This is a genomic window from Microcystis sp. T1-4 (assembly GCF_000297435.1).
Classification (GTDB): domain Bacteria; phylum Cyanobacteriota; class Cyanobacteriia; order Cyanobacteriales; family Microcystaceae; genus Microcystis.
In genome coordinates, this window is sequence record NZ_CAIP01000176.1 from 1 (window position 1) to 16,399 (window position 16,399).

Below are 16,399 nucleotides of genomic sequence, written 5' to 3' on the forward strand. Positions count from 1 at the left end.
GACAAAAAACCATTATGGAGGATTTAGAAATATGTCTTGGATGTATGGCTTAAGCTTATTAGCATCAAGCGGTATTAATGCTTGGTCAGCATCAGAAAATCGTAAATCTTCTGAAAGTATCAGTCGGCTAAATCGGGATTCTTCCGAAGAAATTGCTCGATTAAGTAGAAAGCATTCCGCAGAATTGCAATATAATCAATTAAAATTTTCCGTATTGCAACAAAGAGAAAATCAAGAATTTCAAAGAGAATTAGCTGAACTTAACCACGAAAGAGCGAAGGAAATTGAGGCTTTTCGGGCGCAGGTTAACTTTGCGATTAATCAAAAAAATCTGGATTTTCAAAAATGGCGTTTTGAGCAGGAAAAGAAGATTCAGTATGATATTTTGCAGTTACAGCAAGATTTTCAGCGTGATTTGACCCAAATTCAGCATCGAAATGCTTTAATACAAATGCGGGAAAGGCTTAGGGAAGATAAATCGCCTATTCATAATCCAGCTTTTGATATATTGGAAAATTCTTTTGCCCATCGGGTGATGCCTTTACAGGTGTTAATTTCACCGCCGCAACTAAATTATGATCCCAAAACAGGAAAACCCTATATTTCTGGCGTTGAAGATACTTTAGCGGAAGAAATTCATCAGTTTCTTGGCCAGGGTTATGCTGGTAATCAAAAATGGCCTGTTCAATTCTTAAATGGAAATTGGATTTCTAATAGCCAGGGTGGAAATGCGGCTTTATTATCTCTGCATTCACAGTTGAAAAACATTCCTGTTTTAATCTTGGATACAAAAATTCCCTTCGACGAACTAAATTTCAGTGTGGGATATTGGTTTAGTGGTGATGTTTCCTTTACTCGCTCTTCCATTTTATCGAGTCAATCCGTTTCTCATTTGCTTCATGAATCTGCTAAAAAAAGAGCCTTGAAATGGGAAGAAAAACGAGAAAAAATCAAGGCTAGTGGTAAAGATGAAGCATATATTAAGGCTTTAGGGAAGGTCGATGAGGAAAATTTACAGATTTATTACCAAGAGTTAGCAGAAATTGCTGAGTTAAAACAAATTGGTGTTACCGATTTACCCATTCGCAAGGAATACAAAATCACCGAAGAAGACTACAAAACATTTTATCGATATTTGGCGGTATGGCATTGTTTAGCGATCGGGCTTTATGCTGACATTCTCTTTTTGGGTAATTCTTGGGAAAATACTCCTTTATTGCCTAGTTTAATTCCTTATCTGTTAGAAAAATATCGGGATAACCCTCTGTTAACTTCGGAGTTTTGGCAGGAAGCCATTTCCAGCATTGTGAAGGTTTACGGAGAGTTCTATAATAGTTTGAGGTCGGATTTTGCCTATTGTGGCCATGAAATTCGGATGGAGTTAGCGTTATCTTTAGCTAATTTACCAAGCGAGTATCGGTGTTTGGCTTTAGAGCAAGGTAATAAGGCTTTTTCAGATTGGTTACGAGCTAATGATGCGCCTTCGGACAAGGTTTTTGATCTCGACAATGACGCTGATTGTCAGCTTTTGAAACGGATTATTTATCAAGAAGATAAGCCGTTTTTGGAGTCTTTAAAGTTATTGTTAGATAAAGTTAAGGATGTCGATAGGATTGATGGAAGTCAAAGCGCAGGGGTTAAGAGTCTTATAGCTGGTTGGGAGTTTTTGGATAGGTTAGGTATTATTTCAAATGTATCAATGATGGAGTTCGAGAAATCACCAAAGATTACAGACCCAAATTCTAAAAAATGTGATAACATTAGTGAGACAGACATCAAAAATCAAAATTCTTCCAAAGGAGAACCAACCATGAACAGCAACAAGGAAAATCAACAAGCTACTGAAATTCTAAAGAGTTTACAAAGACTTTTTTCGGATCGCCCAGAAGTTTTGAGACTATTAGACCCCTCAAATTTAGATCCAGACAGAATTGCTGGAGAAGTTATTCTTGACAACTATAGAAATCAAGAAGGATTTGCTTCTACTGTTAATCTTTATGTGACAGGAAGAACTGGTGCAGGTAAAACGTCTCTTGGAAATACCATTTTTGATAGTAAGCAAAAAGCCATGAAAAGTACCGGATATATGAATTGTACCGACGATGTTGGTTGTTTTCAATCGGCTAATAATTTAAAATATTTCGATCTACCTGGTGTGGCATCGAAGCAAGATTTTGAAAATATTAATAGGGCTGCTTTAGGCATAGATCAAATATTTTCAAAAAGAAGACCAACTGCTCCTATTACACAATTTACTTTGTCTGATTACACTGACTATCAAAGTACCAATAAGGCCAAACAAGAAACTATACTTGTAGAAGAATGGCAATCAACACAAAATCAGTTAATAAATGGGGCTGATGTAATTTTGTATGTTATTGCACCCCACGCAGGTTTTGTAAATGATGATGAAGATTACTTATATGATTTACTATCTACTCAAAAAAAGAAACGAGGTTCTAGCAATGTCATAATTGCTCTGAATTTACATTTAAACAAGAATGGTAGTCCGAAATATACAAAAGAAAATATTGAGGATGTTCATAAAATGATTACCAATATTTACAATGAAGTTTACCGTGATCATATCACTAAGCCTGTAATTATTGAAATTAACTCACTGACAGGACTTGGTGCAGATAAAATTGCAGAAGAAATTTGTAAGTTACTTCCTGCGGATAAACTCGGAAAAATGGAAGAAGTGCTGGGTGATAAGTTAAAAGAAAAAGCTAGAATGGTAAGAAGTAAAAAGTTTCGTGAAGCCCTAATTTATATCGCTAGTCGTTTGGCAACTTTCAAGGTAGATCAATCCTTTGATAACAGCAGTGATATTGTACTGGGTTCTTATGCAGCAGTATATAGCTATTCCTCAAGAGTTTTCAAAAAAGAAGTTCCTAATGGAGAAAATGCCTATGGAGTTGTTTCTGATTTTGCAGGACAAACAAAAGAATCTCGTACTGAAAAAGAGATAACAGAAATACCGATATATGAAACAATTGAGAACTTTAGGACTGTATTAAAGCCAATATACGATAATGTCAAAAAAGAGCAAGTAATTAAAGTTGAAAACCCAGAAAAAATACCAATAAATAGAGGTCTAATAGGCAACTTTTTATGGGGCAACGAAGAAATCGTTTACACCGAGGAAGTTCAAGTACATCAAACAACATCATTTGAACAGATAGATATGGAGGAGGTCGAAGTTAGTGATGGAGTTATTCAAAAACGAACAGGATATGAAAAAAAACTAATCGGACTGAGATACTTGAAGGGTGGTTATGACATCATCAAAGGTATTCTAGCAATAGGCTTAGGAGTTGAAAGTTTACCAGATGAAAATATTGATAATTTTAATCGTATTTATGGAGCTGGTGAAAAAGAAGTAAACCTCAAGATTGGCAATTTAAAATCGAGAATTGAACAGATTATTAGTAACTCTGACTCGAAAAAAGCAGAAAATGAGATTATATCAATTCTCATGCAAGCACTACTTTAAACAACCTGTTAGGGGGTACAAAATGAATATTCATCAACTTAATAAACCATCTCTTGCGGAGATAAGAGCCAATTTAATTACTGAACAACTTAAAAACCTACCCCCTAATTCTAGTTACATTAATATATTTGTAACAGGTAGATCTGCAAGTGGTAAAACAACTCTTGGTAACAGGTTAATTGGTGAAAATTATTTTCTTTCGACAGGAAGGCAGAATACCACACAAGTTGTCAATTTGATTGACTTCTCTGGTGGATTTAGATTTTTTGATCTACCCGGTGTAGATGGTGGTGGAAGACAAGAAGGTGGGCGATTAGAAAATTATAACCGAGCCACATTAGGCTTAAAGCAATTTCCTAGTTACCCAAATATTGATGAGATTACCGTCGCTACTTACAGACAAAATAGCCTTCCAAAAGAGCATACATATAAATTAAATGATTTTCAGAAACTCCCTTTTAAACCAGATATAGTATTTTATTTGATTAACCCGAATAAAGGCTTGTCTAGATCTGAAAAAGACTATGTAACAGATTTAATTGAATCTGGATATAATGTTATATATGGTTTAAATGTATTAATAGATGAATATAACAAACCTTTGGCGACCAAACAAAACTTTGAAGATATAGAGAAAATCATCAAAGAGATTTATGTTGAGCGACATAAAAAAGAAGAGCCAGTTATTGTTAGAATAAACTGCAAAATTGGTCAAGGAATTGATAGTTTACTTCAACAAGCTTCTTTATCTTTAGGCGATGCTAGAGGCTTAGTCTTGGAACAAGTCATTTTAGCACAGCATCAAAAAGCACCACAGCTATACATAGATTCGATAAAAAAATGGCTAATTAACATTTTTGTGAATCTTGCTTGTTATAAGCCTACCTCATCTGAAAATGCGAAAGATTATCTAAATGAGATTAGCAAATTATTATGGAATGATTTCGTTGATTTTTCAGAGAAGCAGGGTGTTGCTGATTTTGGGTATGATTTGTATTTAGTTGCGATCACTAAACTATTAAATGAACAGTATTTCAGATTATTAGATTTTTATTTTCATACCTTGATTCAGCAACGTCAAAATCCGTCTGATTCTGATGTTCAAAAAATCAAGAATTCTTATCTAGATTTTGAAGAAATTATTAATAATCTCATTAAAACAGTTATTAATAATTGCCAAGAAAATCATTATGAAGCAACACTTGTAGAGTTTTATGTTCCATTTCCAAAAGTTGTTTATAAGGATGTGGAATTCTATAAATGGATAGAGGGATGGGAAGACGATCCTGATCAACCTATATTTTATCATGAAACCAAGTATGCACAGCGAGGTTTCATTGATTACTGGACAACAGGAAAATGGGAAAAAGAATATCAAACTAAGAAATTCATTGGTTTTTACAAAAGAAAAGTAAGAAAAAAGGTTCTTGATGTACAAAAAAATGTTTATAATGGCATCTCTTTGGAAGGGCGAGAACGAATCTGCCTGAAAAAATATTCACATAGCACCTATCGTACTCTTGGACTGCATGGTATTTGTTTTTTACAATGTTTATGTTTAGCGATTGTCAATAGTAATTTTCAAGACAAAAATCAATTCAAAAATCTCATAGACTCTTATGATTCATTTTTCAAAAAGTTAACTGATCTCAATTTATTAGATGAAAAGCAAAAACTAAGTGAAAAAGAATTAAAAGATTTGCTAATGAGCAATATAAATTTGATTCTTGATCAAAGTTTTGATTTGTCTGCAATAAAAACATTTGTAGAAAGAAATTCTCCCATGATAGAAAATCTTGAGAATACCCAAAAATCTCGACGAGGATTATTTGTCTACTTTTCTGTCTTTTTATTTGTATTTCCCTTAGTTCCCTTCTTTATTCTCCTCCTTATTCTTGAAAAAATTATTCCAATTGCTAAGGCAATTCTTCCAGAGTTCTTGTTTCAATGTTTTATTCTGATAAGTCATTACTTGAAATTTTTCTTTCAGATTTTGTGGGAAGATGCTAAATATTTGTTGGGGCTTATAATATATTTTTTGTGGCGTATATTAGAATTGGGAAAAGTGATTTGGTCAGCAGTAGGCGAAGCTGAATCTATTTGGGTAAAAGCTTTAATATTTTTTATCTCTTTTATGGCTGTCATATTAGTATATAAATTTATGTTAAATTATGGATTTTACAAAATAGTTATTATCTCTTTTGCTTTGCCCATCATATTGAGATGGCTTCATGTCCTATTGTCTATCCCATGTTTACTTTATAAATTTTTACTTTATAACTTATTTAGAGGAGTAATCTGATGATAAATGGAAAAGATATATCGGGACTAAGTGGGGTTGAATAAAATTGGGAATCAATATGATAAAATAGTTTGTAGGATAGCCAATGAGACCAAATCACTATAACTATGCTTGCTCGCCCCACTATTCTCCCTTGTGGGATAGACATATCTCGACAAGCTCAGTACAAGTCTTGCTAATTAAAATCTCTCAGTCTGTTAACCTTCTTGACTATTAAATTGAGAAAACATAATTATGACAAATCATCAAACAGAAATCCGAATCAAAGTTCCTTTAGATGTTGCTGAAACTTATTGGAATGCAACTGAGGAAGAACGCCAAAAAATAGAAGAAAAAATCGCTTTTTATGTTCAATCTTCAACTTTATCAAGACAAGAATCACTAAATCAATTATATAAAACAATGGATACTATTGGACAAAAAGCACAAGAGAGAGGATTAACTCCTGATATTTTAGAATCTCTCTTAAATGAAGATGAATAGACGATTTGTTCTGGATACTAATATTATTATAAGTTCCGTTTTATCCCCCAATAGTAAACCTAATACTGCTTTGAAAAAAGCCCAACAATTAGGAATTATTATTGTATCCCCTGCTACTTGGCAAGAACTAGAAACCGTCTTATTTCGCCCCAAATTTGACCGCTATATTACCCTTGAAGAACGTCAACAATTTTTATTGGATTTATCTCAAACTGTTGAATTTATCTTAAAAATGGACTTTATGACAGATATTTGTCGAGATCCTAAAGATAATAAATATTTGGAATTAGCCGTTAATGGTCAAGCAGAATCGATCATTACAGGAGATCAAGATTTGCTTATTTTACATCCTTTTTTGTCTATTAATATTGTTACAGTTAATGATTTTTTATTCAACAAGTAAATTAATTATAAATCCTCCTAATTGTTTTCTACCAGTGCCGAAAGAAAATCCTCCGATAATCCTAGCGCCAATTACCCAAACCTGACTCCATTCGTAACTATCTCGGTGCTTACCCTAACGGCACTGGTAAGGCGATATTCTGACTTCATTCCAAACGACAAGTTTAAACAAATCTAAGCGCTTTCCTCACTAGATAATCGTCCTTCAATCGGTTCGTATTCATCTTCCAAGAGCCAGAGTTGAGCCTCTTCATAATCTGGAAACGCCTTGACGAGACGGTACTTTTCAGCAGGATCAAAAACATAACACCCCCTCGCCTTATCGATCAACACTAGCAGGATATAGGGAGGGGACTGCATGGAATCCACCCAAACTTCTAGGAAGCGCCAATTATCCTTCACTAGGTCGGGTTCGAGGAATTGCGTGATATTCGTTGTTTGCATTAATCTTAACCTCGCCGTAGAATAAAGAAGACTTTAAACCATCTGGGCTGATACGACAACCAATCGCTTCGGCAAAGAATAGCCCATAGCGCTCATAGTTTCGAACATTGCCCGTGTATTCACCCCTTTCCATGATAGCCTGAATAACTCGTAGCATTGTATCTTCATCTTTAAACACATGAATAGCTCGTCCTCGTAACAGTAATCTCCGTGATTGTGGAGTATTCGGTAGATGTTTAGAAATATGCTTAGTGTCAAGAAAAATCTCGCGATTAATTCCGCTCATAATGGTTAGACTTCAACGTCTCTAATAATTGCTGGAATCGGCAGGCCGTCTTCCGCTAAAGCCGCAATATAACCGGCAATCGCCTCTTTTATATTAATCAAGGCTTCTTCTTTCGTTTTTCCCTGACTAACACAGCCCTTGAGACTTGGACACTCCACAATCCAATAGCCATCTTCGTCTCGATATACAATGACTTGCCTCATTTTCCCACTCGCTCTTTAAGAAGTGTTAATAATTACCCCTAATCATAGCAAGCAACTCAGCGAAATTTATTTACCGTTCCCACATTAGCCTTCCCCCCAACGTCATCTCTAGATTTAGCCCCGGCGCTGGAGAATACTTACACTAGCGGCACTGGTTTTTCGCAACCAAAGTAAATTACAGATATTAAATTGAGAGTAACTAAACTTGACAATCAGTTTAACAATGCGCTAGAGTAACTGAAACTTCTAGACTGTAACGCTGGCTGAAGGGAAGCTATTAATTTCGACTAAATTTCTTTATTACTAAACTAAAAAAATATAATTATGACAAACTATCAAACAGAAATCCTAATCAAAGTTCCTTTAGATGTTGCTGAAACTTATTGGAATGCAACGGAAGAAGAGCGTCAAAAAATAGCAGAAAAAATCGCTTTTTATGTTCAATCTTCAAATTTATCTAGAAAAGAATCTCTGGACAAATTATATAAAACGATGGATACTATTGGACAAAAAGCACAAGAGAGAGGATTAACCCTTGAAATTTTAGAATCTCTCTTAAATGAAGATGACTAGACGCTTTGTTCTCGATACCAATGTTATTATCAGTTAATATTGAGAGTTTACGCCAACGTTTTCGAGAATTTGTCAAGCTAGTGAAAAAGTGAGCTTGAGAGCAGTTATCTTAATGCTGAGGTAGGAAGTTTTCGTTTTGGGGAGTCGATCGCCGGTCGTCCATAGCAAATTAGGTTACACTTTATCTTGATGAGAAAGGCTATAAACAAGACTATGTTAAGAAATGTAACCAAGGCCGAAACCCTTACTGTTGCCTTGTCTAAACAGTGAACTTTATTTTTGTCCGACTACCGATAATTCTCAGCCAGCAATTTAAGTAGGGAGGCACAATTATTTGTAGGATGGGTTAGCGGTAGCGTAACCCATGCAGGCGTTGGGTTTCATGCTTCAACCCAACCTACGTTCATCTTATATTTAATTCCACCCACCCACTTATAAGCAGATCAATGTCATCTTGTCAAGTATTTGAACAATCAATTCAGATTAAAGCTAGTGCCACGACGGTGGAGCGTTGTATCACGGATTTAGAGTTAATGCGTCGTTGGTTGAATCCGGTGTTAGTTTGTGAACCTATCGGCGATTGGAAGACCGATATCGGTGGGAGAAGTCGTTTTTTGATTCAAATCCCCCTAATTCAGCCAACGCTGAAAAGTACGGTGATTGAGAGAGAACCGGGGTTAATTGTCTGGCAATTTGAAGGCTTTTTTCGCGGATGCGATCGCTGGGAATGTCAACCCAATGATGACGGCACTTGTTTAATCAATCGTTTTGAGTTTGCGATTCCTAATCCAGTTGTGGGGTGGGGATTCCAGCAATTCGCCGCCAAATGGACTAAAAAGGATATGGAAGCGCAATTAAGACGCTTAAAAAGAGTAGCTGAGGAAATTTATCTACTTTCAGCAACAAGTTAAGCTGATGGGGTGGTAAGCGGGGGGTTTTGGGGATGGGAGAATACCCTCACCCCCAACAGCTAACCCCTGATCCCTAATCGATCGAGATCGACTGGGGACCGTTGCCGTTATCCTGATTATTGTCGTTAAAACTGACTAATCCCTGCTCTTCTAACCATTTTTTGAGGGGATCGTCCGAAAGTTTCAAGCGCAGTAATCCAGAGGCAAAACCACCGAAAAAAGCGATCGGTTGTTGAATCAGTTCTTTAACAACGGGTTGTAATTCATCGAGAAACATCTTATTCTATCTCCTGATATTGTCACACCTATCAATGTTAAGTTAATTGAAGTGATTCTGTAAGACTAGCATGACTGAAACTTCTGACACGGTGAAAAAATCTTTCCGGCTAACCCCGTTTATTTTCCTAGGAATACTGCTCATCTGGCTAGGAATTAGGTTAATTGCTCCCGATAGCGTCAGTTTATTCGCCGGTACTCGTCCCGATTATTTGGGAGTCAGGGAAGGTAAACTGGCTCCTTGTCCGGTCACTCCTAATTGTGTTAGTAGTCAGAGTCAGGATCAGGCTCATGCGATCGAACCCCTTAGTTATCAGGGTAGCGGTGAAAAAGCGATCGAGCAATTAGCTAAAATTATCGCCTCCCAACCGAGAACTAAAATTATTAACCAAGATAGTAACTATCTCTACGCCGAATTTAGCAGTCAATGGATGGGATTTGTCGATGATGTGGAATTTTCTCTTAATCCTAGCAAAAATGCGATCGATGTTCGCTCGGCCTCCCGGTTAGGAGAATCGGATTTAAATGTCAATCGAGAACGAGTGGAAACCCTGAGAAAACTCTTTTCAGTGATCAGTAATCAGTAATCAGTAAACAGTGAACTGACTCGGAGAATAATATAAGAAAAATTATGTTTCGTCCCCAACCGATACCAGCAAAAGCAGGACAGGAATCCGTCTGGGATTATCCTCGTCCCCCGCGCCTAGAATTATCGCCTAAACACCTAAAAATTATCTTTAATGGGGTGATAATTGCCGATACTAAAAGCAGTTATCGAGTTCTAGAAACCAGTCATCCTCCAGTTTATTATCTACCGCCCCAAGATATTAAAATGGAATACCTGCAAGCCACAGCAGAAAAGTCTTTTTGTGAGTGGAAAGGTCTAGCGGGATATTACAATATCGCCGTTGGGGATCAACAGGCAATTAACGTCGCTTGGTATTATCCGGACCCGACACCAGAGTTTCAGGCAATTAAGAATTATCTGGCTTTTTATCCTGCCAAAATGACCGCTTGTTATGCCGACGGTGAATTAGTACAACCGCAACCGGGCAACTTTTACGGGGGATGGATAACCCCCGATGTGGTTGGTCCGTTTAAAGGGGTTCCCAATAGTTGGGGCTGGTAATCACGTTAAGTCCTTTGGGCATTATGCTACTTGTCAGAAGGGGCAAAAGTCAAAAGTCAAAAGGCAGGAGGCAGCTTTTTTCTTCCCACTTCCCACTTCATAATTCATAAGTAGGGAGGCACAATTATTTGTAGGATGGGTTAGCGGTAGCGTAACCCATGCAGGCGTTGGGTTTCATGCTTCAACCCAACCTACGTTCATCTTATATTTAATTCCACCCACCCACTTAATTCATAATTCTCACTCCCCCACTTCCCCATCCCCCCACTTCCCACTTCATAATTCATAATTTATAATTCATAATTCCCCTTAACTCCTAGTTTCTACTTTTTACGAGAAATTATGACTATATCCCAACCCGATCTAGAACCCACTTGGATGACGATTATTCGCCTCTTGCGCTGGGATAAACCCGCCGGTAGGTTAATTTTGATGATTCCCGCTTTATGGGCGGTATTTTTGGCGGCAGACGGGGTGCCACCGCTACCCTTGATCGGGGTGATCGTTTTGGGAACTTTGGCTACTAGCGCCGCCGGCTGTGTGGTTAACGATCTTTGGGATCGGGATATCGATCCACAGGTCGATCGCACTCGTAACCGTCCTTTAGCGGCCAGAGCTTTATCGATCAAGGTTGGTTTGATTATCGCTCTGATTGCTTTCTTTTGCGCCGCAATTTTAGCTTTATATCTCAATTTCCTGAGTTTTTGCCTATGTGTGGCCGCCGTTCCCTTGATTATCTGCTATCCCCTCGCCAAGCGTTTTTTTCCTGTACCCCAATTGGTTCTTTCTCTCGCTTGGGGTTTTGCGGTTTTAATCTGTTGGAGTGCCGTCACTGGGTCGTTAAATAGTAATACATTTATATTATGGGGAGCGGTGATTTTTTGGACATTGGCATTTGATACAATTTATGCTCTGTCCGATCGAGAGGATGATCTCAAGGTTGGTATTAACTCTAGTGCCATATTTTTCGGCAAATACGCCCCGGAAGCCGTGGGGGTCTTTTTTGCCCTAACAGTAGGTTTATTGGCTTGGGAGGGGCAAAAAATGCAGTTATCAGCCTCTTTTTGGCTAGGGTTGGGTCTAGCGGCGATCGCTTGGTTGCGTCAATACCGGCTGTTACGTCAATCGGATTTACCCAAACCAGTTTATGGTCAAATGTTCGGTCAAAATGTTTGGGTCGGTTTTATTTTATTAGCGGCTATGATTGCGGGGAGTTTGTATTAAAACTCCCCCAAAAATGTCCCTAGAGTCAGTTTGTCTATTCTGACTCTAATAATCCCATTACCTTAGCTGATGCGGGTTCACCAGTCATCAAAGCTACCCGTCTTTGAAAATTTTTTTCCACAGCAATGCAGGTATTTAAGGGATTTAAAATACCCTTTCTGATTTCCCTTTCCCAAGAATAATTTCTTTCTCGGTGTTTAAATCTTGATAATTGCTGGGTGAAAACAGTAACCACTTGATAAATGATTTTTAAATCGTAAAGAGAGTCAATTTGAGAAATTTTAACCGCTAAAGCCCGAAATTGACGGGATATTTCTTGGGCTTGCTCTTGACTACAGCCATGGTCACGATGATAATAATTAACTACTTCTGCCATGTACTGAGCGTGTTTAGCGGCATTTTGAATGCTATGTTGAGCATTTTCCACGGGAGAAAGAAATCGATCTAATAATAGCTGTTGGGCGTAGGCATCGCGAAGGGAAGAATTAGAGATTATTTGTAATTCGGCCATTCTTTCTTCATGTTTACGGCGATTTTCGGCATAAATCTCCGTCAGAATAGTATCTAACAGCTTGGGAATCGGATAAAAGACATCAATCATAGGAAAATTTAGCTTAGTTTGTCTAGAGATAAGAAAATCTATTGATAAGTAGGTAGGCACAATTATTTGTAGGATGGGTTAGCGGTAGCGTAACCCATGCGGGCGTTGGGTTTCATGCTTCAACCCAACCTACGTTCATTTTATATTTAATTCCACCCACCTACTTAGAATTTCCCAAAATTATAGCAGTGATCTGAATAGTCAGGTACGATAAAATCAAGTTAGTAAATTACCGCCCCTTAACTAATGTCTAACTCGAAATCCGATAACGTTTGGGACAACAAACCCCGTTGGTGTCAACCTTGGTCGATTTTATTGACAGGAATTGCCCTGATTGCCGGCTGTTGGTTTTTAACCCAGCGTCTCTGGTTAACTCTACTCCTATCTATTCCCATACTCCTGTGGTGGTTTGTCTTCCTAATTCTTTATCCGCGGACGCTGCAGCAACAGTTAAACACAGAAAGAATCGGGGAAAGCATTGATTAAAACAGGAAAGACAGGACAGGGATTTTTATCCTGTAATTGACTACTTTCGTCTCCGCGAAAAGTGTTCCAACGGAAGGGAGCTTTTTTTTCACTCGACATCCATAAAAGTCTTTTTGCTCGTGTCATCGCTACATACAAAAGTCGGTATTCTTCAGCTTTTTTAAGTTGTCCAGCTTCTAACCAAGCACTTAAAGGTGGGGGAATAATTGGTATGCTGTCGGGGTTTAAATAGCGTTGATGAACCGCTGCTCGAATTTGCGCCCGGGCTACTTCTGCGAGGGTAAAATCTCCCAAAAATTTCGCCCCATTGGGAACCCAAGGTTTGCCAGGAATAATATCTTCGTGAAGAAAGGGAATAAAAACATAATCCCAGTCTAAACCCTTGGCTTTGTGCATAGTAATAATCGTCAGTTGTCCGGGACGAGTATAACAATCGTCGTTATCTTCTTCCACCCCTTCAAAGCGCTCAGAGGCGATAATTTCATTAAGAGTATTAATTGTGTTTTTCAGAGAACTATTACCAGCAGTTTCCTGATAAATACGGGCGGTTAATTTTTGCAAAGTTGCTAATTCTGACCCTGAATATTGGAGAGTCATAGCGAAAAAAGATAGGAGTTGATAATGGGGTAATTCTAATCTAGCTTTTAGTAAACTGCAGCAATAACGACGGGCGATTTTTTCGTTAGATTTGAGTTCGGGATCGAGGGGAGTGGGATAGAGAAATTGTTCGGGATAGGTAACTAAAGGATTTAAGTCTTGGGCAGTAATTAAACCCCTCAATTGTAGCACTTCTAAAGCCGCTTTCAGATAATCGGGAGAGTGGGGACGTTCGACAAAAGCTAATAGTTTCAGCATTTCGGCGGGAATTTGGGAAAAGCGATCAATCTCGTTAGCTTCAAAAATTCTGATTTGATAACTTTTGTAAAAATGGGCAAATTTTTGAGCAAAAAAGTGTCCCTGTCGATTTTCTCTAACGAGGATAGCCCCATTATGTTGAGGGTTTTCTTGGAGTAATTTAACTAGACGTTTTTCAATTAATTCCACTGTTTGATAAATATCATCAGGTTGATAAATTTCTAATCCTTTTCCCTCCTTGACTGGATTAGGTTGGGGATCTTCAGCGCTGACGGGAAGAATCGCTTGAACCCGAAAAGGAGCCTCGGTAACTTTATGATTATCTTTTCCCTGTTTCCAATCTCGATCGACCCATTGTAACACTAAATTAGCAGCTTCAATAATTTTAGTATTGCTGCGACCTGCTTGGTTCATAGTCGATAAATTGCCTTCGCTTTGACAACTTTCACAAAACCAATTAAAGTAAACAGGATCGGCGGGGGTAAAGGTAGAATTAATGGCTTGATTGGGATCGCCGACGCGAATTAAATTAGGTATTTCCCCGTCATTATTTTTTGCTAAAATAGTAATTAATTTTTCTTGGAGAGGACTAGAATCCTGTGCCTCATCTTCAAAAACTCCAAAGACAGATTTTTGCCATTGTCGGCGAATTTTTTCTTCATCTAATACTCGCAAGGCTCCTAAAATCATGTCATCATAATCTATATAGTTTTTCTGACGCATCAGGATTTCATACTGTTGGTACAAACCACTAGCCATAGCGAGAATTTGATAATTATCGTCGCTATAGTGGCTTAATTCCCAGACTTGCTGCGGTGATAATCCCGAACTTTTTAGCTCATGAATGGCCGTATAGGCAAGACTAGGTAAAATTTCGGTTCTCAGCACCGATTGACGGCGTAATCTTTCTGTTTCTTCCCCATCAAATTCCACTCCTTCTAATAACTTTTGATAACGAATTGGATCGGCAATTAGCCATTTTTCCACCGAGTTTCTAATAATTCTGTGGCTAGGAGTCGGAATAACTAATGTAGAAGATTCGAGGTCTAATCCCGATAATTCTGGGTAACGACGGGCTAATTGTAGGGCCAGTCCGTGCAGAGTTTGGACGCTGAAACCTTGAGCAGAAAGTTGTAAATCTTGCAAGCGTTGTTTAATTTTAGCTTTAATACTAGCGGCAGCCGAGCGGGTGTAGGTGACAATAATTAACTGTTTTTTAGCATGAAGTTGCTCACGAGCAATAACCATGGCGGCAGCTACGGCCAAACTGTGGGATTTTCCCGCTCCCGGCACCGCAGAAATGGCCATTTTTCCCCCTTGCCAATCGGCTAATTCCTGTTGTCCGGCTCGCAGTTGTTGCCGGAGATTTACCAGTAAATTTTCTCGATTAATTACTTTAGTTTCGCTCATTATGCCCCGCCAATTTTATTTTTAGTTTAATTGTATTACTATTTTAGTTTATCCTTAAACTAATTGCTGTAAAAGTTAGCTAGAGATAACTAGAATGGGGAGATGGGGCTTTTCAGTGAACAGTAATCAGTAATCAGTGAAAAGAAAGTAGCGAATTTTTCCCCTAACACTGTCCACTTAAAACTGTAATCTGATAACTGATAACTGATCACTGATAACTGATATATAGCCAATTTTGTTGTACTTCTACCCGGATTTTGCCAGTTAAGGAAGAAGTGGCATCGCGATTAACACCAGTAATGAGATTAACCACTGACTCAACTTCGGCAAAATTAGGCGATGAGGGTAAATATTGAGCCAAAAATAAACGAATCACTCGTCTTTGTATCGCTAGAGGTAGAATTTGTAAAGGGGAGCGATCGAGTCTTTGTTGATCTAGATCGATAACCTGACGAAAAATATCCCGGGCAATACTATCTAAATAATCGCTTTCTGCTTCCAAAATTTCAGCAGTTTGGGCGAGATGTTTTTCAATTTGGGGATTTAAATTAGTTTGCAGGTAGGGTAATAATTCCCGACGGATGCGATTGCGAGCATAGCGTAAATTCTCATTAGCTTGATCGTACCAGATCGGTAATTCTCGACTTTGACAAAAAGCGAAAGTTTCCTCGCGAGTGACATTTAAGAGGGGACGGACTAAAAAAATATCCGGGGTTAAACTTGTCCACCAAGTTAAGGCAGAAAGTCCATCACTACCGGCTCCGCGCGTGAGATTATAAAGAAAAGTTTCCGCTCGATCGCTCCTCGTGTGTGCCGTGAGAAGATAATCAAAACCCTGTTCTTGGGCGATTGTTTGTAAAGCTTGATAACGCCATTGTCGGGCCTTGGCTTCCGTTTCCGCCATGGGGGGTGCGGTGGCAATATAAACGGGTAATTGCCAAATTTCGGCGATTTTCTGCACATGAGCCACTAATCCTCGGTCGCAAGACCAACGGTGATCACAGTGAGCGATCGCCAAGTGCCAACCCCAACGAGAGCGCAAATCCAGCAATAATTGACCCAAACAGAGGGAATCCTGACCTGCCGATAATGCCACTAACAGAGACGCATTTTTAGGTAGTAATTGTCCCTTTTTCACCGTGGTTTCCAGACGAGTATGGAGAGGTGTCCAAAAATTAGCCAAAATTTTAGATTTATTTACTTGACAAATGACAGATAACTAGAACGGGAGAAGGAATTATGAATTATGAATTATGAATTATGAATTATGAATTGGGAAGAATAAATAAAAGCAATCTTCTGATAACTGATAACTGAT

At 38.3% G+C, this 16,399-nt stretch carries 16 protein-coding genes; 10 read left to right on the plus strand and 6 right to left on the minus strand.

Translation table 11 applies throughout. From position 1 onward, the window contains the following. Nucleotides 1-31: 31 nt before the first annotated feature. The 4 genes from MICAI_RS10755 (at nucleotide 32) to MICAI_RS10770 (ending at nucleotide 6,684) form a co-directional block, all read left to right on the plus strand. Nucleotides 32-3,496 carry a GTPase gene (locus tag MICAI_RS10755; RefSeq protein WP_008201553.1) on the plus strand — a complete coding sequence of 1,155 codons (3,465 nt, stop codon included), beginning with the start codon at nucleotides 32-34 and terminating at the stop codon, nucleotides 3,494-3,496. Nucleotides 3,497-3,518: 22 nt separating this feature from the next. Beyond that, nucleotides 3,519-5,798: a GTPase domain-containing protein gene (locus MICAI_RS10760; RefSeq protein ID WP_008201554.1), complete on the plus strand. Its 2,280-nt coding sequence runs from the start codon at nucleotides 3,519-3,521 to the stop codon at nucleotides 5,796-5,798. Between the two features lie 234 nt (nucleotides 5,799-6,032). After that, complete coding sequence (locus MICAI_RS10765; protein WP_002737030.1) at nucleotides 6,033-6,281, plus strand: hypothetical protein; 249 nt, start codon at nucleotides 6,033-6,035, stop codon at nucleotides 6,279-6,281. Further along, on the plus strand, nucleotides 6,268-6,684 hold the full coding sequence (locus MICAI_RS10770; RefSeq protein ID WP_008201558.1) for a putative toxin-antitoxin system toxin component, PIN family: 417 nt from the start codon (nucleotides 6,268-6,270) through the stop codon (nucleotides 6,682-6,684). The genes MICAI_RS10765 and MICAI_RS10770 overlap by 14 nt, the downstream gene beginning before the upstream one ends. Nucleotides 6,685-6,857: 173 nt before the next feature. Here the strand turns inward: MICAI_RS10770 and MICAI_RS10775 are convergent, their stop codons facing one another. Both MICAI_RS10775 and MICAI_RS10780 read right to left on the minus strand, forming a co-directional pair. Continuing rightward, complete coding sequence (locus MICAI_RS10775; RefSeq protein ID WP_002736772.1) at nucleotides 6,858-7,127, minus strand: hypothetical protein; 270 nt, start codon at nucleotides 7,125-7,127, stop codon at nucleotides 6,858-6,860. A 291-nt stretch (nucleotides 7,128-7,418) separates the two neighbouring features. Continuing rightward, entirely contained in the window at nucleotides 7,419-7,616 is a 198-nt protein-coding gene (locus MICAI_RS10780) for a type II toxin-antitoxin system HicB family antitoxin (RefSeq protein WP_002762992.1), read from the minus strand. Between the two features lie 324 nt (nucleotides 7,617-7,940). Between MICAI_RS10780 and MICAI_RS10785 the strand changes: the two genes are divergently transcribed. Then, nucleotides 7,941-8,189: a hypothetical protein gene (locus tag MICAI_RS10785; RefSeq protein ID WP_002762990.1), complete on the plus strand. Its 249-nt coding sequence runs from the start codon at nucleotides 7,941-7,943 to the stop codon at nucleotides 8,187-8,189. A gap of 446 nt (nucleotides 8,190-8,635) precedes the next feature. Then, nucleotides 8,636-9,100 carry an SRPBCC family protein gene (locus MICAI_RS10790; protein WP_002736419.1) on the plus strand — a complete coding sequence of 155 codons (465 nt, stop codon included), beginning with the start codon at nucleotides 8,636-8,638 and terminating at the stop codon, nucleotides 9,098-9,100. A 73-nt stretch (nucleotides 9,101-9,173) separates the two neighbouring features. Here MICAI_RS10790 and MICAI_RS10795 read toward each other — a convergent pair whose 3' ends face one another. Further along, nucleotides 9,174-9,377 carry a hypothetical protein gene (locus MICAI_RS10795; RefSeq protein ID WP_002742962.1) on the minus strand — a complete coding sequence of 68 codons (204 nt, stop codon included), beginning with the start codon at nucleotides 9,375-9,377 and terminating at the stop codon, nucleotides 9,174-9,176. A 70-nt stretch (nucleotides 9,378-9,447) separates the two neighbouring features. On the opposite strand from MICAI_RS10795, the gene MICAI_RS10800 reads away from it, so the two are divergent. The 3 genes from MICAI_RS10800 to MICAI_RS10810 all read left to right on the plus strand — a co-directional run bounded on the left by MICAI_RS10800 (nucleotide 9,448) and on the right by MICAI_RS10810 (nucleotide 11,729). Further along, nucleotides 9,448-9,963, plus strand: a complete 516-nt coding sequence (locus MICAI_RS10800) for a DUF1499 domain-containing protein (protein ID WP_008201564.1) — start codon at nucleotides 9,448-9,450, stop codon at nucleotides 9,961-9,963. A 44-nt stretch (nucleotides 9,964-10,007) separates the two neighbouring features. Then, nucleotides 10,008-10,505 (plus strand): DUF427 domain-containing protein, encoded by a 498-nt coding sequence (locus MICAI_RS10805; protein WP_008201566.1) that lies wholly within the window; start codon nucleotides 10,008-10,010, stop codon nucleotides 10,503-10,505. Between the two features lie 342 nt (nucleotides 10,506-10,847). Beyond that, entirely contained in the window at nucleotides 10,848-11,729 is an 882-nt protein-coding gene (locus MICAI_RS10810; RefSeq protein WP_008201568.1) for a 4-hydroxybenzoate solanesyltransferase, read from the plus strand. A gap of 34 nt (nucleotides 11,730-11,763) precedes the next feature. Here MICAI_RS10810 and MICAI_RS10815 read toward each other — a convergent pair whose 3' ends face one another. Continuing rightward, a complete protein-coding gene (locus MICAI_RS10815) occupies nucleotides 11,764-12,330 on the minus strand; it encodes a hypothetical protein (RefSeq protein WP_008201570.1) in 567 nt (188 codons plus the stop codon). A gap of 246 nt (nucleotides 12,331-12,576) precedes the next feature. Here MICAI_RS10815 and MICAI_RS10820 point away from each other — a divergent pair, with 246 nt between their 5' ends. Beyond that, nucleotides 12,577-12,816: a DUF6737 family protein gene (locus tag MICAI_RS10820; RefSeq protein ID WP_039899993.1), complete on the plus strand. Its 240-nt coding sequence runs from the start codon at nucleotides 12,577-12,579 to the stop codon at nucleotides 12,814-12,816. Here MICAI_RS10820 and MICAI_RS10825 read toward each other — a convergent pair. Both MICAI_RS10825 and tilS read right to left on the minus strand, forming a co-directional pair. Further along, nucleotides 12,781-15,081 carry an ATP-dependent helicase gene (locus MICAI_RS10825; protein WP_008201572.1) on the minus strand — a complete coding sequence of 767 codons (2,301 nt, stop codon included), beginning with the start codon at nucleotides 15,079-15,081 and terminating at the stop codon, nucleotides 12,781-12,783. The two genes, MICAI_RS10820 and MICAI_RS10825, sit on opposite strands and share 36 nt — an antisense overlap. Nucleotides 15,082-15,289: 208 nt before the next feature. Then, nucleotides 15,290-16,264, minus strand: coding sequence for a tRNA lysidine(34) synthetase TilS (gene tilS, locus MICAI_RS10830; RefSeq protein ID WP_008201575.1), 975 nt, complete (start codon nucleotides 16,262-16,264; stop codon nucleotides 15,290-15,292). Nucleotides 16,265-16,399 lie beyond the last annotated feature (135 nt).